Source organism: Ruminococcus sp. YE71 (assembly GCF_900119155.1).
GTDB lineage: Bacteria > Bacillota > Clostridia > Oscillospirales > Ruminococcaceae > YE71.
In genome coordinates this window covers 64,910-86,685 of record NZ_FPIR01000009.1, presented here as the reverse complement: position 1 = coordinate 86,685, position 21,776 = coordinate 64,910, and the positions used below count along the sequence as shown (strand labels likewise).

The 21,776-nt window shown below is 52.7% G+C and carries 14 protein-coding genes; 11 read left to right on the top strand and 3 right to left on the bottom strand.

All coding sequences use genetic code 11. The features are described from left to right. Positions 1-201 precede the first annotated feature (201 nt). The 6 genes from BT142_RS09995 to BT142_RS09970 all read left to right on the top strand — a co-directional run bounded on the left by BT142_RS09995 (position 202) and on the right by BT142_RS09970 (position 5,822). Positions 202-873, top strand: a complete 672-nt coding sequence (locus BT142_RS09995; RefSeq protein WP_072418058.1) for a response regulator transcription factor — start codon at positions 202-204, stop codon at positions 871-873. Next, entirely contained in the window at positions 870-1,940 is a 1,071-nt protein-coding gene (locus BT142_RS09990; RefSeq protein ID WP_072418057.1) for a HAMP domain-containing sensor histidine kinase, read from the top strand. Before BT142_RS09995 ends, BT142_RS09990 begins: the two co-directional genes overlap by 4 nt. Further along, positions 1,933-2,310 (top strand): hypothetical protein, encoded by a 378-nt coding sequence (locus BT142_RS09985; RefSeq protein WP_072418056.1) that lies wholly within the window; start codon positions 1,933-1,935, stop codon positions 2,308-2,310. The genes BT142_RS09990 and BT142_RS09985 overlap by 8 nt, the downstream gene beginning before the upstream one ends. Positions 2,311-2,461: 151 nt before the next feature. Next, a complete protein-coding gene (locus tag BT142_RS19080) occupies positions 2,462-3,997 on the top strand; it encodes a hypothetical protein (RefSeq protein WP_072418055.1) in 1,536 nt (511 codons plus the stop codon). Then, entirely contained in the window at positions 3,994-5,007 is a 1,014-nt protein-coding gene (locus BT142_RS09975) for an NAD-dependent epimerase/dehydratase family protein (protein ID WP_072418054.1), read from the top strand. Before BT142_RS19080 ends, BT142_RS09975 begins: the two co-directional genes overlap by 4 nt. 8 nt (positions 5,008-5,015) lie before the next feature. Beyond that, positions 5,016-5,822 (top strand): SDR family NAD(P)-dependent oxidoreductase, encoded by an 807-nt coding sequence (locus tag BT142_RS09970; protein ID WP_072418053.1) that lies wholly within the window; start codon positions 5,016-5,018, stop codon positions 5,820-5,822. A gap of 119 nt (positions 5,823-5,941) precedes the next feature. On the opposite strand, the gene BT142_RS09965 is transcribed toward BT142_RS09970, so the two are convergent. Together BT142_RS09965 and BT142_RS09960 are read right to left on the bottom strand one after the other, a co-directional pair. Then, a complete protein-coding gene (locus BT142_RS09965; protein WP_072418052.1) occupies positions 5,942-6,721 on the bottom strand; it encodes a ZIP family metal transporter in 780 nt (259 codons plus the stop codon). A 158-nt stretch (positions 6,722-6,879) separates the two neighbouring features. After that, on the bottom strand, positions 6,880-8,349 hold the full coding sequence (locus tag BT142_RS09960) for an FMN-binding protein (protein ID WP_242871978.1): 1,470 nt from the start codon (positions 8,347-8,349) through the stop codon (positions 6,880-6,882). Positions 8,350-8,644: 295 nt separating this feature from the next. Here BT142_RS09960 and BT142_RS09955 point away from each other — a divergent pair, with 295 nt between their 5' ends. The 5 genes from BT142_RS09955 to BT142_RS09935 all read left to right on the top strand — a co-directional run bounded on the left by BT142_RS09955 (position 8,645) and on the right by BT142_RS09935 (position 19,238). Beyond that, positions 8,645-10,201 (top strand): hypothetical protein, encoded by a 1,557-nt coding sequence (locus tag BT142_RS09955; protein ID WP_072418050.1) that lies wholly within the window; start codon positions 8,645-8,647, stop codon positions 10,199-10,201. Between the two features lie 12 nt (positions 10,202-10,213). Beyond that, complete coding sequence (locus tag BT142_RS09950; protein ID WP_072418049.1) at positions 10,214-14,848, top strand: FMN-binding protein; 4,635 nt, start codon at positions 10,214-10,216, stop codon at positions 14,846-14,848. A 216-nt stretch (positions 14,849-15,064) separates the two neighbouring features. Continuing rightward, positions 15,065-15,682 carry a TetR/AcrR family transcriptional regulator gene (locus tag BT142_RS09945; RefSeq protein ID WP_072418048.1) on the top strand — a complete coding sequence of 206 codons (618 nt, stop codon included), beginning with the start codon at positions 15,065-15,067 and terminating at the stop codon, positions 15,680-15,682. Positions 15,683-15,741: 59 nt separating this feature from the next. Continuing rightward, on the top strand, positions 15,742-17,505 hold the full coding sequence (locus BT142_RS09940) for an ABC transporter ATP-binding protein (protein ID WP_072418047.1): 1,764 nt from the start codon (positions 15,742-15,744) through the stop codon (positions 17,503-17,505). Further along, entirely contained in the window at positions 17,505-19,238 is a 1,734-nt protein-coding gene (locus BT142_RS09935) for an ABC transporter ATP-binding protein (RefSeq protein ID WP_072418046.1), read from the top strand. Before BT142_RS09940 ends, BT142_RS09935 begins: the two co-directional genes overlap by 1 nt. A gap of 92 nt (positions 19,239-19,330) precedes the next feature. Here the strand turns inward: BT142_RS09935 and eno are convergent, their stop codons facing one another. Continuing rightward, on the bottom strand, positions 19,331-20,632 hold the full coding sequence (gene eno, locus BT142_RS09930; protein WP_072418045.1) for a phosphopyruvate hydratase: 1,302 nt from the start codon (positions 20,630-20,632) through the stop codon (positions 19,331-19,333). Positions 20,633-21,776: the final 1,144 nt, after the last annotated feature.

Here is a 21,776-nt window from a genome sequence, read left to right as displayed (position 1 = left end):
AACACCGCGCAACCACCGGCTCGCGCCTTTGCACGTCATATGCTTGCATAAATTCCGTCATATTACCCAAATTCGGCTTGATGGGCGCCAGCCCATCTGCGCCTCATTTAGGTAATCTGACGAAATTTCTGACTTCGCATCTGACGCACAATGGTCGTGCGGTGTTGCCTTAAAGTAAAATATATCAAAGGAGCTGATAACATGGTAAAGATACTTGTGGTCGAAGACGATAAGGAGCTTAATGCTACCGTGTGCAAATATCTTTCTCTTAACGGCTATGAAGCTGTCGGCTGTCTGAATGCGGTAGATGCCTATGACGAGATGTACGGTGCGAGCTTTGATATGATAATCTCGGACATCATGATGCCGAAGATCGACGGTTTTGAATTTGCCGAAACTGTGAGAGGTCTCAACAAAAATATACCTATCCTGTTCATGACCGCCAAGGACGATATGCGTTCGATGCAGCGGGGCTATCAGCTCGGTATCGACGACTATCTTGTGAAGCCTGTCAATCTGGAAGAGCTGCTTCTGAAAATCGGCGCGATACTCCGACGTGCAAATATCAGCGCGAACAAATCGCTGACCGTCGGCAGGCTCACCATGAACGAGGATGAGCAGAGCTGTGTCTACGACGGCGAAGAGATCGCCCTGACGGTGCGCGAGTTCAATCTGCTGTACAAGCTGCTCTCAAACCCGAAAAAGACTTTCACACGTTCTCAGCTGATGAATGAATTCTGGGATATTGAGGCGACGTCGGGCTTGCGGTCGGTCGATGTGTATATGCGAAAGCTCAGGGAGAAGTTCGGCAGCTGCGATGAATTTGAGATCGTCACCGTCCACGGTCTGGGCTACAAGGCGGTGCTCAAGTGAACGGCGGATGGCGTGCAAAACTGCTTGCAGTGATCGAGTATTTCGGTATCCTGTTTTCCATCTCGTTCGTGCTTACGGCATCATTTGCTCTGTTCTTTCAGGGGCTTGAAATACCCGAAGAAGCGATAAAAGACAGCGCCGTCCTGACATTTGCAAACGCGCTGTTCATCGCATTTCTCATGTGGCTTATCGGCAGGCTGCGGAAAAAGGTGATGATAGACCGCCCCGTAAAGCGCATCTCGGACGGTCTCGAAAAGCTGACGGAGGGCGATTTTTCCGAACGGATAGAGCCTTTTGCCGATCCGCTCGGCAGCAACCAATACAATATTATCATAGAGCGCATCAACAAAATGGCTGACGAGCTTGCAGGTGTTGAGACCCTGCGGACGGATTTCGTTTCAAATGTTTCTCACGAAATGAAAACGCCCCTTGCGGTGATCCAGAACTATGCGGCTCTGCTGCGCTCACCGAATCTGTCCGACGATGACAGAATGGGATATGCGGCGGCGATAGATGAAGCGACAAAGCGGCTTGCGGCGCTTATCACTAACATCTTAAAACTTAACAAGCTGGAAAACCAGCAGATATTCCCCGAGAACAAGGTCATCGATCTGAGCGAGCTGGTGTGCGAGTGTATGCTCGAATTTGAGAACGAGTGGGAAAAGAAGAACATCGGGATAGAAACGGACATTGACGACGGGATCATGATAAGCGCCGATCCCGAGCTTCTGAGCCTTGTGTGGAACAATCTGTTCTCGAATGCGATAAAATTCACCGATGAGGGCGGCAAGGTCTCGGTGGCGGTAAAGCGGACTGTCGGCGGCGCGTCGGTGAGCGTGACAGACACGGGCTGCGGTATTGACAGCGAAACGGGCAGACACATTTTCGACAAGTTCTATCAGGGTGATACCTCTCACGCGTCGGGAGGGAACGGTCTCGGGCTTGCGCTTGTCAAAAGGATCATCGACATCACAGGCTGCGAGATCAGGGTCAGCTCCGAGTTGGGCAGAGGCAGCACATTTACGGTCATTCTTCATGATGAGAACGGAGGTCACAACAATGAGTGATGAAAAGTTCACATACAGCTATTCACCTGCAAAAAACAGCGAGGTGGACAGGATAGCTTCCAAATACATCTCAGCTCCGAAAAAGCCCGACAGCGATCTTGAACAGCTCAGACGGCTTGACCGTAAGGCTGAGCTTCCGGGTGCTTTTGCGGGTATTGCGGTGGGGCTTACGGGCATTCTGATACTGACGGGCGGTGTGATACTGCTTCTGAGCTTTTCGCACTTTGCGGCAGGAGCAGCAGCTGGGATCATCGGCTTTGCACTTGCGGCATCGGCAACGCCTGTCAGCAAGGCAGTCACAAAACAAAGCCGTGCAAAATACCGTGACGAGATACTTGCACTCAGTGAAAAGATAAAGAACGGAAAATGACTTTGACCGTCTGTCTGAAAAGGCAGGCGGTCATTTTTTATCCGTTCGCTTTAACATTTCTCAAACATTTCTCAAACAATTCGCAAATGTTCGGGCGGTAAAATACAGACAATGAAACAAACCACAACGACCCGAAAGAGAGGAACATTTTATGAAAAATACTATGACAGCGGAGAAAGTCAGAGCAGGGCAGCCTTATCTTTACAGAAAGAACGGCATCCCCAGCGAGGTCTATGAGGTCAGAATGATCGACGATGTGGAGCATGGTTCTCTGAATGCAGCGCTTGATATGACTATGGAGCGCTACCCTTATTTCAAGGTGAGATACGAGGAGCACGAGGGGGATTTTTACGCTGTGGAGAATGATCTTCCCATAGAGGCATACGAGAGCGAGGCACTTATCCCGCTCGGCGGAGAGGAGAACAATTACTACCTCATTGGCGTGACGCATCACGTGAAAAGTATCTGCGTATCCTTCCACCACGGACTTGCCGACGGCAGAGGGGTCAAGAGTTTCGTGGAAACGCTGATCTATCACTACTGTCAGACGGCATACGGCAGCACCGCAGGCAGCGAGGGCATATTGACCGCAGATGCCCCGATTACGGAAGCCGAGACCTCAGAGCCATGCGGTGATAAATACAAGATCGACCGCAAGGCTTTGAATAAGATCGTGGGCGTTTCAAGAAAGGGCTTCACGCTCCCCGAAACGAAAGCTGCAAAATCGGCACACAGACGCCGCGAGCTGAAATTCCCGCAGAAGGATTTTATCGCACTTTGCAAGGCGAGCGGTGCATCTCCCGTGGTGATGCTCAGTGTAATGATGAGCCGTGCTATACGAGGGCTTTACCCCGACAGCAGGGAAGTCATCAACAGCAATTTCCCCGTTGATGCAAGGGCTGCCCTCGGCTGTGAGGGGACATATAAAAACTGCGTAAAGAGCATCAGCCTGCCTTACGGCGATAATGAATCGCAGATGTCCGCGGAAGAGCTTTGCAGGCATTACAAGCGCCTTATGAACGAGCAGAGAACTCCCGAGCGCTGCAAGGACGAGTTCAACAAGATCATCATGCTGCTGAACGCTGTAAGCCATCTACGCTCCTTCGGAAAAAAGCGTGCGGTCATGAAAATGCTTGACGACCTCAGGCTCGACACCTATCTGATAAGCTATATCGGGCAGTTCAGGTTCCACGAAAACGAGCGTTATGTGGAATCGGTGCATCTGTATTCCGACTGTTCTTCGGGGCTTGTTATGAACATGACCTGCCAGTGCGGATATTTCATCATCGACTTTACGCAGGATTTTGAGGGTGACAAGTATGTAAACGCTCTTGCGGAGAGTTTCGCAAATGCAGGGATAGCACTTTCCGTATCGGATGAGATCATATATTCCACACCCTGTGATACGCTGATGCGGGATATGCCCGTTGAAAAGGTCATAGACACGGGCTATGAGAGCCTGTGGGACAAGACCGTTTCAGCGAATGTGAATGCTTATTATTTTGTAGAGCGCAAGGCCGTCGGCGTATATGCGGCGATCGAAAATGCCTTTGTCAGAACATTTCTGTTAAAAGACGGCGAGACGGTGGCAGACGCAAAGCTCAGGCTCACAGAGGAGCAGGTGCTGAGAAGTATCGCAAAGCGCGAGGAGCTTTTGAAGATAATGTATAAGGAGAAATTGATATGAACGACAGGATATATATTGTAACAGGTGCAGCAGGCTTTTTGGGCGGTACGGTGTGCCGTCAGCTTATTGAACGGGGAGAAAGGGTAAGGGCTTTTGTCCTGCCGAATGATCCTGCGGCAAAATATATCCCCGACGGTGCGGAAGTCGTTTACGGCGATCTCTGCGACAGGGAGAGTCTTGAAAAGCTGTACACCGTTTCGGAAGGGGTAAAAAGTGTTGTCCTGCATATCGCAAGCATCGTGACCGTTGACCCCGATTTCAGCCGTAAGGTCATGGACGTGAACGTAGGCGGTACAGAAAATATCATTGATATGTGCCTTTCCCACCCCGAATGTGAAAAGCTCGTCTATTGCAGCAGCACGGGTGCTATACCCGAAGTGCCGAAGGGCAGGCGTATCACCGAGGTGGATTTCTTTGACGAGGACAAGGTCGAGGGCTGCTATTCGATGTCGAAGGCGCTTGCTACTCAGGCGGTGCTTGATGCTGTTAAAGAGCGTGGTCTGAACGCCTGTGTGGTCCACCCGAGCGGTATCATGGGCCCCGAGGATTTTGCCGTCGGAGAGACCACGGGCACGCTCATAAAGATCATCGCAGGTGAAATGCCGATGGGTATCAGCGGAACATTCAACCTCTGCGACGTGCGCGACCTTGCAGCGGGAACGATCTCAGCCGCCGACAGAGGACGTCGGGGCGAATGCTATATCTTAGGCAACGATGCGATCGGCTTTCGGGATTTTTGCAGGATAGTTGCCGAGGAAGCAGACTGCAAAGCGCCGAAAGCGTTCCTGCCGACAGCGGCTGCAAATCTAATCGCAAAGCTCTCTGAAATGAGTGCGAAGAAAACGGGCAAAAAGCCGCTGATGACAACATTTTCCGTGTACAATCTTGCAAGAAACAACGAGTTTGACTCATCAAAAGCGAGGCGTGAGCTGGGCTACAAAACAAGGTCATACAAGGAAACGATACACGATGAGATCGCCTGGCTCAAAGCAAGCGGAAAAATAGCGTGAGGTAAAATATGAAAGTGTGTGTTATAACGGGCGGCGGCAGCGGAATGGGGCTTGAAGCCGCAAGGGCTATGCCGAATGACAGGATATTCCTGTTATCGGGAAGAACTCAGCAAAAGCTCGGCAGGGCAGCGGAGCAGCTGAAAGCTGAGGGACGGCAGGCATTTACAATGACCTGCGACACCTCTGACAGAAGGCAGGTGCATGAGCTTGCGAGATATGCCGCATCGCTCGGGGAGGTCACGAACGTCATCAATGCGGCAGGACTTTCTCCCTCAATGGCTGCCCCCGAAAAGTTGCTTCGGGTAAATGCCCTCGGAACAGTCTATGTCAACAGAGAATTTGCAAAGGTGATGAAAAGGGGAGTTATCGTTGATATATCATCAAACTCGGCATATCAGCTCCCGAAATTGATGATACCCAAAAGGGCATTTGCACTTGCGGAAAAGCATGAGCAGGAATTTCTTGACAGACTGCTGCGGATGTGTGTCCTTATCAAAGACAGCTACAAAAGTACGGGGCTTGCATATGCGCTCTCGAAGAATTTTGTGGTGTGGTATGCAAAAAAGTCTGCTTTTGAACTCGGCAGCCGAGGTATACGGGTATGTTCGCTAAGCCCGGGACTGGTGGCTACTGATATGGGTGAGCTTGAAAAAGGCGAGGGCGCAGCGATGCTCAGACACACCGCCGAAAAGAGGATGGGAACTCCCGAAGAGCTGGGCTTTGCAATCGCTATGGCGGCAGATGAGCGCAACGGGTATCTTGCAGGAGTCGATATTCTCGTTGACGGCGGAAGTGTTAGCGGGAGTGGATCGTGAACAGCAAACATGAAGAGCCCGAAGCGAGGTCGTTCTATATATCGTCCGCAGTCCTGTCCCGAAGAGACCGAAGGCATCGCGGATTGACTTGCACGGCGAACTGCTTTGCCGATCTTATTTCACCCCAGAGCCACATCAAGCGTCATCATCAGCGTGAAGCCGAAGGAAAACATCAGCACGCCGATGTTTGAATGTTCCCCTTCTGACATTTCGGGGATAAGCTCCTCGACCACCACATAGAGCATCGCACCTGCCGCAAAGCTCAGAAAATACGGCATCAGCGGCAGAAACAGCCCTGCAAACAGTATGGTAAGGATCGCTCCTATCGGCTCGACCGCACCCGACAGCACGCCGTCAAGGAACGCTCTGAACTTGCTTTTTCCCTCAGCGTGGAGGGGCATGGAGATTATCGCGCCTTCGGGGAAATTCTGTATGGCGATACCCAGCGTGAGTGCAAAGGCTCCGCCTGCCGTCATGTCCGCCGAACCCGATACGAGCCCTGCGTACACGATGCCGACCGCCATTCCTTCGGGGATATTGTGGAGCGTCACTGCCAGCACCATCATCGTCGTCCGTGCAAGCCGAGAGGGCATTCCCTCGGCTTTTTCGGCGTTCATGTGCAGGTGGGGTATCAGCGAGTCGAGCAGCAGAAGAAACAGAACTCCGCACCAGAAGCCGATGACCGCAGGCAGAAACGCCAGCCTGCCCTTGTCCGCCGACATATCCATCGCGGGAATGATGAGGCTCCAGACCGACGCGGCAGTCATGACCCCTGCGGCAAAGCCTGTCAGCGCACGCTGAAGCTGTCTGCCGAGACTGCGCTTCATGAACAGCACGCACCCTGAACCGAGCGCCGTCCCCGCAAAGGGCAGCAGCAGACCTGTTATTACTTTTTCCATGATCCATCACTCTCTTTGGTAAGCCGCATTATCTCATCAAACGCAGGCTTGCAGCCGTGGATGATAATGCGCTCCGTGTCTGATTTGCTCCATACTCTTTTGGGGCGAGCCCGCCTTTTCGCCGTCGGGATAAGCGCATATCCCGCTTTCACTATCGTTTATTTTTTAGCCTGTTCAAGGCACTTCTTTACCGCCTTTTTTATGGCATTCGAGCTGTAGGTCGCACCCGATACTGCGTCAACGTCAGTGCTTTGACTTTTCAGTATTGCATTTGCTATGGTCTCATATGCCATGTTGAAGAAGTCGGGTTCTTCCTCTTCGCTGAAGGCAGTCAGACTGGTTATGATGTCGTTTTCTATGGTTATCGTAACGTGAACGAGGCCGTCGTAACCGTATGCTGTGTCGGTATATGTTCCGTCATTGTAGATGTACTCGGGAGCGGGCGGCTCGGTCACAACAGGGGGAGCGGTGGTGGTCGTTGCAGTGGTAGTCGTCGTGGTCGGAGTGGTCGTTGCTGCCGCAGATGTGTCAGATTCCTCGTCCTCATTTGAAGAGACAGGCTCTTCTCCGTCAGGTGCAGTTGTCACAGTCTCGTCACCATCCTCGGTCTCCTCCTCGGATGCATCGGCGTCGTCACTGTCGGAACTGCCCGTGTCAGACGAGCTGTCGCCCTCGCTCGACAGGACGGGAGTGACGGCTTCGGATGTCGCGGCTGAAACGGCGGCAGTCACGGTACTGTCGGCAAGGCTGTCGGGCAGGGTGCTGTCGGCATCGGCGGCAGAGGTCATGACGGGAGCGGTGAACACGACGGCCGCACTTTCGGTGGTGCTCATTTTTATTGCCGAGCTGTTCTCACGAACCCTACCGTAGCTGAAAAACGCCGAACCGCCGATGAGCGCCGCCGCACACGCCGTGCAAACGCCGTTGATGACTGCCTTGCTCTCGGGCTTGCGGCTTTTCAGATACCACTTGCGCAGCCTGAATACCAGATACGCGCTCCAGACGGCGGTGTACGCAATACAGCTCAGGAAATAGCCCTCCTGACCGTTTCGCGCCCTGGGGATAAAAATGACCATCACATGGATGTAGATGAGCGCGTAAAAAACGTAAGCCGCACGCTGGATGTTCTTCCAGACCTTTGCGTTCATCTTTTTCCTGATCGTCTTGAATGAGATAACGGTCAGCGGTATCATGATTACGACGAGCGCAAGGCAGACGGCACAGGTAACGATGAAGTCAGCCTCTGCGCTGAGGTCAGGATTCAGCAGCCGCTTGATATACGAGACGGAATACGTGATGATGTGGGAAAGAGTGACCGTCGCCGCGATGATCGAGAGCTCGCCGCGTATCGGCATGAGCCGTTTTATCAGGCGGCTGCCGTTCGGAAGTGCGCCCATGGACATGACTATGACCCACAAAGCTCCCGCAAACGCGCCCTTTGAGAAGATGCCGACAAGGTAATTCCTCACGAACTCATTTTCGATATGCTGCCGGGACGCGGCAGTCACGGCAGCCGAAAGCACCGCACTCCCGAAATAAAACGCTGTCGGGTGCTTTTTTACCGCCCCCGAACAGAAATAAGAAAAAGCCGACGCTGCGGCAAGTGCTATCAAAAACAGCAAGATCATCACTCCTTTAAATCGTTAGACACAGCTAACCTGTGGATTTTTATTATACTGATGTTTTTTTGAGATGTCAATTGTGAACGGGGTGAATTTACAAAAAGTTCAGAACTGTTTGCCGTTATAGTTCTCTTTTTATGAAAAGTCCCAAAAATATTTGCGATGACTTTGTGAAAAATCCCAATTGACAAAAAGTTAACGAATCTGTATAATTAGAGAATAACGGTTAGGATATTCTAACCCATAGTTAGCTATAGCTAACTTTCGCGTGATTTATAAGAGTTTGAAAGGAGTGTTTTACATGAAACACAAAAGAAGTATGGCTGCGGTCATGGCGGCTGCTGCCGCGATGAGCTCGGGTGCGATCAATGCCTTCGCAGCTGATGACAGCGTATATGTTCTGATGAACATCCCCTACAGCGTGTTCTACGCTGCTGACGGTGTGGCAGCTGCCGATGTTGACGCAGTTTCCTCCGCCACGAACAAAACAGGCAACTACGGCAAGACAGGCGGTGCATACCACACGGGTGTGACTGTCTCGGTCGCTGAGGACGGCACTGTTACGGCAGTCGGCAAGGACAACGGCTCGAAGGTAAGGGGCGTTATCTGGGCTGTCAAGGCTGACAGCATTGATGATATTATTGCACTCGGCGGCGAGGTCGTGACTGACAGTTCGACTGTAACTGTTGCAACCTTAGGTCACGGTGCTACCACTTCAAGCACGCTTGTCGGCTATGAAGCTCTTTCGGAGGCGTCCGACTACTCTTACTATGAGCTTGCAGAAGCTCCCGATAATTATCTGGAGCTTAAAAACGGAAAGTTCACTGCGGGCACAAGCAATTCTGTTTCGGGTTCGGTAGATCTCGGGGTTTCCTACGGCACAAGATGGGGCGACATCCAGCTGGACGCAGGTGAGGCTTCCGACGCTTCGGACAAGCTGATAAACGCGGTAGTCCTGACGACCGACGACGGCGTGAAGCACGGACTTTACCACCTGGATCAGATATGGGCGTTCAACCAGCTCGCGTGGAAAACCGACGTGCTTGAAGGTCTCGACGGTAAGAAGATAACCAACATCCGCTACTACTGCACGGTCAAGGACACCGACACCACCGACGGCACAGCCCCCGAGTATGTCAACTATGTTTATGACTATACATCCGATCTGGAGCTCTCAGAGGTGTATACGGGCGAGGTCACCGCGAAGTTCAAAAACGAGAACACCCTTACCATCAGCGGACTTCCCGAAGACGCGGAGAACGTCAGCGTAAAGGTCTACTACACGACGGGCGGCAAGAACGCAGAGTACACCTACATCACTCCGCTGGATGCCGAAACCGCAAAGCCCGTGTTCGTGTCGGCTGATGACGGCGTTGTTGCCATCACCACGGGAAGCGTGACCGACAGCGAGGGTAATACTATCACGTTCGGCGAGCCCGTTGACGGAACAGAGTACACCATCGAGTTCAGCTGTGACAACTATTTTATCCGCAATACAGCGACGGTCTACAACGCTTCGGAGAACACCTACGACGACAGCTCGTCCGATGCTTCTTCCGACACGGACAGCTCCTCTGTAAGCGACTCCTCCTCAAACGATACCTCGTCGGATGACAGCAGCTCGGCGACCGACACAAGCAGCAGCTCGTCCTCTTCTTCTTCGGCGGCTTCATCTTCGTCGTCCTCTTCGGCTTCCTCCGCATCGACCTCGACCAAGACTACGGTCAGCACGGCGGGCGGCACCAATGTCACCGTTACGCCTAACCCGAACACGGGTGCAACGGGTGCGGCAGGCGCAGCTGTTCTGCTTGCGGCTTCGGCAGTGATGATCGTCAGAAAGAACCGCAATGATAAGTAAAGGAGCGGGAATATGAAAACAACGATCCTTCAGAAGAAAGCCCTGTGTACTGCTCTGTCGGCGGCGCTGATGATGAACACTCTCGGCACAGCCGTTTTTGCCGAGGGTTCACCTAAGTACAGGGACGGCACTTATGTCGGCACGGCACGGGGACACAAGAGCGACATCACCGTATCGGTCACGGTGTCCGACGGTGCGATCTCGGCTATCGACGTTACATCCCAGAATGAGACACCGCAGTACTGGAAGTATGCCGAGACGATCATCCCGAAGATCATCGCCGCAAATTCAACAGAGGGCGTCGATGCCGTAAGCGGTGCGACACACAGCTGTGACGGCATCAAGAACGCGGTCAATGCCGCACTCGCAAAGAGCACGTCCGACACCTGCTTTGAGAGCGGCGACGGCAGTGCGTCCGACCCGTATGTGATAGCAACGGCGGCTCAGCTTGCGGGATTTGCGGAAATGGTTGACAGCGGCGAGAACTTCCTCGGGAAGTATATCGTGCTCGACGCTGACATTGATCTTTCTGAGACCGAAAACTGGAACCCGATCGGTGCAGAGGGCTCCGCCGCGAAGAACCTCGACAAGATCTTCGCAGGCAGCTTTGACGGCCGCGGTCACACCATAAAGGGACTGAAAATCCACACCGCCGACGGTCAGCCCTATACCGAGGAGCAGAACGTCGGGCTGTTCTCGACTATCTCCACTGCGGCGAAGGTCTCGGGGATAAGGCTCGAAAATGTTGACATCAAAGTTTCGGGCGAAAAGGTCGTGCGGGCAGGCGGAATAACAGGAGATATTACCAGCAGGTCAGTTTCTGGACAGGAAGGAAGTGCGGCGGTTGACAGCTGTGCCGTTGACGGCTTGGTGTCCGCAGGCACTAACGCGGCGATGGTGATGGCTGGCGGCGTTGTCGGCAGAGCGTCGGCAAACGCGGTTATCTCAAACTGCGTTTCCAATGCAAAGATCAGCTCGACCTCGAATACCAAGATCGCATACGGCGGCGGAATTGCTGCGATGGCAGGCAACGATACGAGCATCGTAAACAGTGCGGGCAGGGGAGACGTTACCGTGCTGACTGCGAGCGGATTTTCGCTTTATGCGGGCGGCGTGGTCGGCATGATGACCTCGGCTCAGTATAACTGCTTTGCCGATGGTGACGTGACGGTCGGGACGATCGCACAGGCTGATGCCGTGAGCGGTGCAGGCATTATCGACGGAGCGCTCATGCCTGCCGCGTCGGGCAGATTCGACTATCAGTCGGCTGATGCGAAAATGTATCATATCGACAGCAAAGGAGACATGACGATCCTCGATCCTGTCTCCCACGGCTCGGGCTCGATGAACCCCGAGGGTACCTTCGTTCCCGAAACGCTGACAGGCGATCAGATAGGCAGCAGCGAGTTCGCAGACACCCTCAACGGAAATCTCGCAGAGATCGACAAGCTGCTCAGAGCGCAGGGAGTCGATGCGGAGTTAAAGCTGTGGAGTTATGCAGACGGCGATGCTCCTCAGCTTACCGACGAGGTTTATGTCAACACCTCGGTCGATGCTTCGATTTTTGAATCGGGCGACGGCACCGCGGAGTCACCGTATGAGATAAAGACCTCGGAGCAGCTGCGCAGCTTTGCAGGCTCTCTGACCGAGAATATCGACTATTCGGGAAAGTATGTCGAGCTGTCCGCAGACATCGACATTTCCGATGCTGAATGGGTGCCTGTCGGTGACAGCGACTACGCATTCAACGGCAGCTTCGACGGAAAGGATCATACTGTCAGGGGCATGACCATCGGTACTGCCGACACCGCAAAGGCGCTTGAACAGGGCAAGAATTACATCGGATTTTTCAGCATTCTCGGAACGAATGCTGTTGTCAAGGGGCTTGTTCTCAGCGACGTCATGGTGAACGTGACGTATGGTGCGAGCGTTTATGCAGGAGGTATCGCCGCAGTAATGGATTCCGGCGACAGCGGCTATAAGGGCGCTGTTACCGACGGCTGCTCGGTCGGGGGAAGTATCACTGTCACAGCCGAGACGGGAAACAGCTTCGTCGGAGGTATCGCGGCTTACGTCTACAAGGGCGCGATCATCAACTGCAAGACCGACGTTGAAGCAGCCTGCACGGTCGAAAAAGGCGGCTCATACGGCGAAGCAGGCGGTATCGCGGCGCTTGTCAACAGAGCGCTTGTCGCCAACTGCTACACATTCGGCAGCGTTTACGGAAGCGGAAACCGCGAGGACGAGGGCATGGCAGTCGTCAGCTCGCTCGTCGCGGTGAACGCAGGCTTCCTTGTGAACTGCTACGGCAACGGCAGCCACGATACCAACGATTATTCGGTATATACGGGCGCACTTTCGGGCTGGATCACTGGCATCGGTCACACCTACGACTGCTACTATAACAGCGAGGCAAAAATGACCATCGGCGGAACTGTTGTCGATCCCGTCGCCGACGTGGGAACGAGAGTGTCCTCGGGAGTAAGCGACGACGGCATGGTCTATACGGGCGGCGTGGTATTCAACAACGAAGCCTACAGCAAGGATACCTACAGGGACATCACCGACAAGCTCAACGATAATTTCGCAGCTTTCCCCGTAGAGATCACACAGTTCGGTCTGGAAAAGGACGCACTGAGGATATGGAAATACTCCAAGGGTGAGGTCACGCTTGCGAACACGGCTGCGGCTGTAAACTATGTTCAGCCCGAAGCGGAGATAGTTGTCAAGCCCGAGCTGACACTTAACGACGGCGTATGGTACGGACGCGACAGTGACAAGACGGTCGAGGTCACTATCACCGTGAAAAACGGCGAGATAACCGACATCAAGTCCTCGGACGGCTCGGCCTCGGGAGAGGCGTATGAAGCCGCTCTCAAGACCGCAAAGGAAAAATCCACCTACAACGACAAGACCTCCTACAAGGCTGCTGATGTGACGGTATTCGCAGGCGGTAAGGGCACTGAGACCGAACCGTATCTCGTGAAAACGGAGTCGCAGCTGAGATATATCGCCGAGGCTATGAACGAGGACGTTGACTGGGAGAATGTATGGTTCGCACTCGACAGCGATATCACCCTCACAGGCGGCGACTGGCTGCCCATCGGTCATGCGATACAGGCAGAGATCAACGGTCAGAAGGAGAATTTCGCCGTTTATCCGTTCAGGGGTAATTTTGACGGCAGAGACCACACGATAACAGGTCTTACCATCGGCAGCAGCGAAAGCCCTGCGGACATTTACCTTGCAGGACTGTTCGGTCTTGCTGCGGGCGACCACAGCACCAACCTCACCCCCACCGATGACGAAAGGCTCGTCAACATCAGGAACATCAGGCTGAAGGACGTTTCCATCAACGTTGAATCGCGCTATGAAGCGAATGTCGGCGGTATCGCCGCGTGGGCGCAGAACGGCTTTGTTATCGACAACTGCTCCGTTCAGGGCACTGTCAATGCAAAGACGAGGGAATCCTTCGCAAGAGTCGGCGGTCTTGTGGGAAGCACGCTGAGGGGTACGATAACCGATTGTTATACCGACACGGATATAACCGCCGAGACCGAGACTTCGTCCGTTTACGCAGGCGGACTTGCAGGCATGACGAACCGCTCGATACAGCTCAACTGCTTCACGCTGGGAGACCTGACCGTGAACGCCGAGAGCAACAACAAAGCGTCGGCAGGCGGTCTTACGGGTATGTCGGGCGGCACCAATATCAACTGCTACACATACGGAAATGTCGAGTCGCTCGTCACGACCGTTGACGTGGGCGGTATAAACGGCAGGATCGCAGGCATCGCCGTCGATTACGAGTGCTGCTATAACGGTGACGCACAGCAAAGGATAGCAGGAAAGGATGTTGCGGAGAAGAAGGCGTCGGGTACGGTCGTAGGCGAGGAGATAAAAACTTCTTCAAGGACTGCTGCCGAGATGGCATCAAGCGAGTTCGTAAATACGCTGAACAAGAACAAAGACGGCATGACCGCTATCCTCAAAGATGTAAGCACATATCTTGAGGATATGACGGAAAACAACAAGGAAGGTCTCTCGCATTTCCTGTTCTATACCGCTGACGGCTCCGACCTGAACAGCTGGGTAAGGGGCGAAAGCTCGCCCGTGTTCGGAAGCAAGACCGCCATCAAGGTCACTTATGAAAAGGGTGACGGCGCAGTCAAGCTCAGCTGGAACGCGGTGGAAGGCGCAGAGAAGTACGGCGTAGCAGGATTTGTGAACGGCAGATGGGTGCTTCTCGCTCAGGGAAACGTCACATCATACGTTCAGAAAAACCTCAAAGCAGGCAGAAGCTATAAGGTGGCTGTTATTGCGAAGATCGACGGGAAATGGAATATCGACCTTTCAAACGCGATATACGTTATCCCGAATTTGTCGGCGTATCCCGTTGTCAGCTCTGAGGTGAAGGACGGTCGGTTCAGGCTCAGCTGGACTGCTGTTGACAATGCCGAGGGCTATGCTGTTGTATACTACCGTAACGGCTGGAAGCTCCTCAAGACCACGTCGGCAGACACGCTGACCTACACCTCCGCAAAGCTCCCTGCCGGGACATATTATGTTGTCGTCGGCGCAAAGGTTGGCGGCAGTTATGATACATCTCACATGAGTTCGAGGGCGGTGAAGATCACGATCTCGTGACGCAGATAACAGAACAATGGTGACACATCATTAAAAAAATGCTCCGTACGGCAGAGATGATCGTACGGAGCATTTGCTTTTTTGGGGGATCGCGGGAGGCGTGCGGTCTGTTTGTAAAAACTTTGTAAACAGTGTTTACTAACCTTGACAAGCGGGAGAATAAGTGCTATCATATATCTTGTGAGTAAACAGTGTTTACAAAAGGGGTGGGGCAAAATGCCGAAGGATAAAACACAGATGCACGAAAAGATAATAAAAGCCGCCACGGACGAGTTCCTCGAATACGGCTTTGAAAACGCCTCCATGCGCAGGATAGCGGCTGAGGTGGGGCTGACGGTGGGTGCGCTGTATCGGCATTTCGCAAGCAAGGAGGATATGTTCTCGGCGCTTGTTTCGCCTACTGTGGATGAGCTTATCGAAACGTACAGGGAGTTCTGCGAGCGGGGCTATGAGGTCATGAAATGCGGCGACGTCAGGCGGCTCTGGAACGACAGTGAGAGCGAGACAAAGTGGCTCATGAGCTTTGTCTATGACCATTTCAATGAGTTCAGGCTGCTTATATGCTGCTCCCAGGGGACGAAGTACGAGAGCTTTCTTCACGATATGGCGGAGATGGAAGAGCGCACCACCCTTGATTATTTCGAGCGCATGAAGCAGTACGGCATGACGGTCAACGAGCTGTCAAAAAAGGAATTTCATATGCTGGTCACCGCAAACGTATCAGCGCTTTTTGAGGCTGTGATACATGGTTTTGAGCGGGAAGAAGCTATGCACTACGCTCAGACGCTCGATGCCTTCTTCTCGGCAGGCTGGAAAAAGATACTCGGAGTCTGACTCCGTTTATTTTTGGATACAAGTTAGCTTAAGCTAACTAAATGAAAGGTGAGGATAGTATGTCACAAACGAAGAAAAAGCGAAGTACCCTGAGCTGGGTAGCGGAATTCGCGGGACAGAAAAAGCCGAATTATATCCTAAGCGTGATATTCGCGTTCGGCAAGGTCGTGAGCGGTATCATGCCGTATATCTACATGGCGGATATCGTGGATAAGCTGCTGACCGCCCACGAAAAGGGCAGCAGGCCGTCAATGGGCGACTTCAAAAAGGATATGCTCATGATGGCGCTGTTCTGGGTGTTGTGCAGGGCGCTGCACAGCATATCCACCACCCTTTCCCATGCAGCGACCTTTGAAGTGCTCGCCAACATAAGGCGGCAGCTGACGGTGAAGCTCTCGAAGATACCCCTCGGGTCGGTGCTTTCGCAGTCCAGCGGAACATACAAGAATATCATCTGCGAGCGTGTTGACTCCATCGAGACCACCCTTGCACATATCGTTCCCGAAGTGGTTTCCAACGCATTCGTGCCCGTGGCGCTCATCATCTATATGCTGACCATCGACGTTAAGCTGACGCTTATCTCCCTTGTGTGCGTGCCTGTGGGCGTGGTGTTTTTCGGCATCATGATGATAGGCAGCGGCGAGAGCTATCAGTACACCCTTGACAAGACCAAAAAGCTAAACGACACCGCCGTGGAGTATATCAACGGCATCGAGGTCATAAAGGCTTTCGGCAAGTCAAAGACCAGCTACGAGAAGTTCGTCACCGCCGCAAAGGAAGGCGCCGACTGCTTTATCGACTGGATGCGCCGCTGCAATGTCTGGCAGAACCTTGCGCTGCTGATAATGCCCTACTTCCTGCTGGGACTGCTGCCTTTCGGTGCGAGGGCGTATATGAACGGCAGCGTTTCGGGCAGCGACCTGCTTATGCTGATAATCCTTTCACTGGGACTTGTTTCGCCCTTTATGACGATAGCATCCTACTGGGACGGCATCGCAAAGATGGGGACAGTGATCGGCGAGGCGACGGAGATACTTGAGCGCGAGGAACTTGTCCGCCCCGACACGCTGAAAGAGAAGCCCGCAGGCACGGACATAGTCCTGAAGAATGTACACTTCGGCTACAATGACGAGGAGATACTTCACGGTATCGACATTTCGATAAAGCAGGGCACGGTGAATGCGCTGGTGGGTCCGTCGGGTTCGGGCAAGTCCACCGTCGCAAAGCTGATAGCTTCCTTCTGGGACGTGAACAGCGGAAGCATAAGTCTCGGCGGTGTGGATATACGAAATATCCCTCTTGAAGAGTACAACAGATATATAGCCTACGTGTCTCAGGAAAACTACCTGTTCGACGAGACCATCATGGAGAACATCCGCATGGGCGACCCGAAAGCTACGGACGACGAGGTCATCGGCGCCGCAAAAGCCTGCGGCTGCCACGACTTCATAATGAATCTTGAACATGGCTATGACACCGTGGTCGGCGGTGCGGGCGGACACCTCTCGGGCGGAGAAAGACAGCGTATCTCTGTCGCGAGGGCTATGCTGAAAAATGCGCCGATAGTGATACTCGACGAAGCCACAGCCTACACCGACCCCGAAAACGAAGCGCTGGTCCAGTCCTCGGTCGCGAAGCTGGTGCAGGGGAAAACTCTGCTGGTGATAGCCCACAGACTTTCCACCATAGCGTCGGCAGATCAGATAATCGTCATCAAGGACGGCAGCGTGGAGGCTTCGGGAACACAGTCCGAACTGCTTGAAAAGAGCGGACTGTACAGACAGATGTGGGAAGCTCACATATCGGTAAAGGAGGGTGCGTGATGTTTGCAACGCTGAAAAAGTTCTTTGATTTCTGCAACAAAGAGGACAGGAAAAAGCTGTACACGGCAATAGCGCTCGGAGTTGTGAAGGCTGTATTTGCAGCTCTGAGGATCTCTGCGATAGCCGTTGTCGTCATTGGGATACTCGACAAGGACATGACGAACAAAACCATTTACACGGCTGTCGGGATACTGGCGGCGTCGCTGATGGGGCAGTTTTTCATCAATCTGAAAACGACAATGCTACAGACCGAAGCGGGGTATAACTGCTGTTCGGGAAAGCGCATCGAGATAGCCGAGCATCTTCGCTATCTGCCGATGGGGTATTTCAACGACAACAGTCTCGGACACATCACCAGCGTCACCACCAACACCATGGAGAACCTCTCGGACGTTGCCACGAGAGTGGTAATGCTCACCACTCAGGGAATACTCACCACGTTTGTTATCACGGCTTTCATCTTCGCTTTTGATCGGCGCATAGGGCTGATACTCACGGCAGGCATCGGCGTGTATGCGGTGATAAATTCAGCCATGCAGAAAAAGACCCGCAAGGGTGCGCCCCGCCAGCAGGAAGCCGCACGCGACCTTGTGGCGGCGGTGATAGAGTTCATCCAGGGCATCGCGGAGGTCAAGAACTACAACCTCACGCGGAGCCGTGCGAAGAAGCTGGAAAAGGCGATAAAGGCAAAGCAGTACGGCGATACACGGCTGGAATACGATGTCATTCCCTACATCGGTTTGCAGGAGATAGTCACAAAGCTGACGGGAGTCGTGATGTGTGCGGCGTCGGTGTATTTCTATATCGGCGGAAGTATGAGCCTGCTTTACTGCATAATGATGATGGTGAGCTCATTCATGGTGTACGAAAGCCTTGACGTTATGGCAGGATTTTCGGCGCTGATACGCAGTGTTGATATATGCGTTGAGCAGGCAAATGAGATACTTGCTATCCCCGAAATGGATATTGACGGCGAGGACATTGAGCCCGCTTCAAAGGACATCGGGCTTGAAAATGTGACATTCGCTTACGACAACAGGACTATAATCGACGGTGTTGACCTGAGAATTCCCGAAAACACCACTACCGCAATAGTCGGGCCATCGGGCGGCGGAAAGACCACTATCACAAATCTTATCGCACGCTTCTGGGATGTTGGCGGAGGCAGGGTGACACTCGGCGGAAAGGACGTGCGCGATTACAGCTTTGACAGCCTGATGAAGAATTTCAGCTTCGTGTTCCAGAGGGTGTATCTTTTCGAGGATACCATCGCGAACAACATACGTTTCGGCAGTCCAGAAGCGAGCATGGACAGGGTCATCGAAGCCGCGAAGAAGGCTCGCTGCCACGACTTCATAATGAGTCTTCCTGACGGTTATGACACCGTCATCGTCGAGGGCGGCACAAGTCTTTCGGGCGGCGAGAAACAGCGCATATCCATCGCAAGGGCGATGATGAAGGATTCGCCGATAATCATTCTCGACGAAGCCACCGCAAACGTTGATCCCGAGAATGAAGCGGAGCTGACCAAAGCGATAGATGAGCTGACAAAGGAGAAGACTATCATAATGATCGCCCACAGACTAAAGACCGTCCGAAATGCGGACAACATCATCGTCATCGACAAGGGCAGGATAGTTCAGCAGGGCAGGCACGATGAACTCATGAAGCAGGAAGGCATCTACAGGACATTTGTGGAGGACAGGAAAAAGGCGGTCAGCTGGAAGCTGTAAGACCTGCGTTCCAAAAGTTTTGATGTGAAAAGAAAAGTGACAGCAGCCGTAGCTCAGCCGCTGTCACTTCTTTTTAATGGAAGTGTATATGGTTATTTCTTTACGTTGAATGCGCCCATCTGCGGATAATCAGCCGCTGCGCCCAGCTGTTCCTCGATGCGGAGGAGCTGGTTGTACTTTGCAACTCTTTCCGAGCGGGAGGGTGCGCCTGTCTTGATCTGGCAGGTGTTGAGCGCCACCGCGAGGTCTGCGATGGTGGTGTCGGCAGTCTCACCCGAACGGTGCGAGGAGATAGCGGTGTAGCCTGCTTTGTGAGCCATCTTGATAGCCTCAAGGGTCTCGGAAACGGAGCCGATCTGGTTGAGCTTGATGAGGATGGAGTTTGCCGCGCCGAGAGAGATGCCCTTTGCAAGGCGCTCAGTGTTGGTAACGAACAGGTCGTCGCCCACAAGCTGTACTTTGTGACCGATCTGCCTGGTCATCTTTACCCAGCCGTCCCAGTCCTCTTCGTCGAGACCGTCCTCGATGGAGATGATGGGGTACTTGTCAACCAGTGCTTCCCAGTGGGCGATAAGCTCGTCGGAGGTGAACTCCCTGCCGCTCTTGGGCTGCTTGTAGAAGCCCTTGCCCTTTTCGCTCTTCCACTCGGAGGAAGCAGCGTCCATAGCGATCATGAAGTCCTTTCCGGGCTCGAAGCCTGCTTTCTTGATAGCTTCGAGGATCTTCTCGATAGCTTCCTCGTCGCTCTTTAAGCTATTGGGAGCGAAGCCGCCCTCGTCACCGACTGCGGTAACGTCGCCCATGTCCTTGAGCAGAGCCTTGAGCGCGTGGAACACCTCGGCACACCAGCGAAGACCTTCCTTGAAAGTAGGCGCACCGACGGGCATTATCATGAACTCCTGCGTGTCAACTGCGCTGTCGGCGTGAGCGCCGCCGTTGAGAATATTCATCATCGGGACGGGGAGCTTTGTACCCTGAATGCCGCCGAGGAATCTGTAAAGCGGGATATCCAGCGAGGTCGCAGCCGCTCTTGCGCAGGCGATGGACACCGCGAGGATGGCGTTCGCGCCCAGCTTCGACTTGTCCTTGGTGCCGTCAGCCTTTATCATAGCGGCATCGACCGCGTAAATGTCCGAAGCGTCCATGCCGGTGATGGTGTCGGCGATGACGGTGTTGATGTTCTCGACCGCCTTCTGCACGCCCTTGCCGAGGTAGCGGCTCTTGTCGCCGTCACGAAGCTCCAGCGCTTCAAACTCACCCGTAGACGCGCCCGAGGGAGCGGTACCTCTCGCAACAGTTCCGTCAGCGAGGGTTATCTCAGCCTCGACCGTGGGGTTTCCGCGTGAGTCGAGTATCTCCCTGCCCACAACCTTTTCGATCTCTAAATAGTCCATGTAGATTCTCCTGTCTGCCGTTAGGCATTTATTTAACGTGAATACTCACATTATTGACGCGCAGACCCGAAGTATTCAAATGCCCTATCGCACAAGGTATCCGAAAGGGGTCTGCTTATGATCTATTCGCGGTTAGCGCAAACTAACCTATATTGATTATATCACAGACCGAAATCTCTGTCAATAGTTAGCCGTATGTAACCGATGCCGAATCTTCGCCGAAAAAACGCCGCAGATATGTACTAAACCCCGATTTTTCGCAAAAGGCTTGACATGAGCCGAAAGATGTGTTATACTTTAGTTAGCTATGTATAACCGTAAGAGAGCATCCGCTTGATCCCATGCTGTTTCTGTTGAATTCCTTCAACTAAAAGCGGACAGTCCGAGGATCACCAGCGGTCCTCTTCTACGGTCAGAACTTGCGCTCCCTTTTCTTCAGAGAGGGGAGCGCTATGCTTTTGGTCTGTCACTTTATTTATATTGGCATTATTATACCGAGTTTCTACCAAAAATCTTCAAAATGCTTGAATTATAAGAACAGCGCTGTTACGCTGTTTTTGACCTTTCTACAACCAAAAAGCCCCGTGAAATCGGATTATTTGTGTTACTCAGTGTGACACGGTGGTACTCAGTGTGAAATTGGTTTGGTTATACCATAAAATCGTGCATTTGTCTACTCTATTATATGAGTTTGATTGTAAATTTTTCCGTTTCTGCCCGATTTAACTACGTTTCGAGTGAGCGTTGGTAGAGAATATAAGCGTGAATGCCACTTTTTTTCTACCATTTTTTCTACCAAAATCACACGTTTTTTGATTTCTTTTTCTTGATTCCACTTTCGTTGATTATATTCTATAATGTTGACATCTGCGATTCTCCCGTGCCTTCGGGATTATCGCTTTTCTTTTTTCTACCGCCAGTCTTTTTGGGCGGTGTTTTACTTGCTGCCTTTGACGTTGACTTTCTTCTCGTGGTCTTTTTCTTTTCGGCAGGCTTTTCAGCTTCTGATTTATCCTCTGACTTATAATAGAGCTGAACTCGAAAGGAGTAATTGCACATGAAACTGAAACGATTAACAGCAGTATGACGAATATCGCAGTTTCTGTGAAAATTGCCAAATTATTGTTAAATAATCTGAAAATTA

Coding starts and splice junctions, on each gene's coding strand:
- BT142_RS19080 (WP_072418055.1), top strand. CDS start 2,462: ATGAAAAATACTATGACAGCGGAGAAAGTCAGAGCAGGGCAGCCTTAT.
- eno (WP_072418045.1), bottom strand. CDS start 20,632: ATGGACTATTTAGAGATCGAAAAGGTTGTGGGCAGGGAGATACTCGAC.
- BT142_RS09935 (WP_072418046.1), top strand. CDS start 17,505: ATGTTTGCAACGCTGAAAAAGTTCTTTGATTTCTGCAACAAAGAGGAC.
- BT142_RS09955 (WP_072418050.1), top strand. CDS start 8,645: ATGAAACACAAAAGAAGTATGGCTGCGGTCATGGCGGCTGCTGCCGCG.
- BT142_RS09985 (WP_072418056.1), top strand. CDS start 1,933: ATGAGTGATGAAAAGTTCACATACAGCTATTCACCTGCAAAAAACAGC.
- BT142_RS09965 (WP_072418052.1), bottom strand. CDS start 6,721: ATGGAAAAAGTAATAACAGGTCTGCTGCTGCCCTTTGCGGGGACGGCG.
- BT142_RS09940 (WP_072418047.1), top strand. CDS start 15,742: ATGTCACAAACGAAGAAAAAGCGAAGTACCCTGAGCTGGGTAGCGGAA.
- BT142_RS09950 (WP_072418049.1), top strand. CDS start 10,214: ATGAAAACAACGATCCTTCAGAAGAAAGCCCTGTGTACTGCTCTGTCG.
- BT142_RS09960 (WP_242871978.1), bottom strand. CDS start 8,349: ATGATCTTGCTGTTTTTGATAGCACTTGCCGCAGCGTCGGCTTTTTCT.
- BT142_RS09945 (WP_072418048.1), top strand. CDS start 15,065: ATGCCGAAGGATAAAACACAGATGCACGAAAAGATAATAAAAGCCGCC.
- BT142_RS09995 (WP_072418058.1), top strand. CDS start 202: ATGGTAAAGATACTTGTGGTCGAAGACGATAAGGAGCTTAATGCTACC.
- BT142_RS09975 (WP_072418054.1), top strand. CDS start 3,994: ATGAACGACAGGATATATATTGTAACAGGTGCAGCAGGCTTTTTGGGC.
- BT142_RS09970 (WP_072418053.1), top strand. CDS start 5,016: ATGAAAGTGTGTGTTATAACGGGCGGCGGCAGCGGAATGGGGCTTGAA.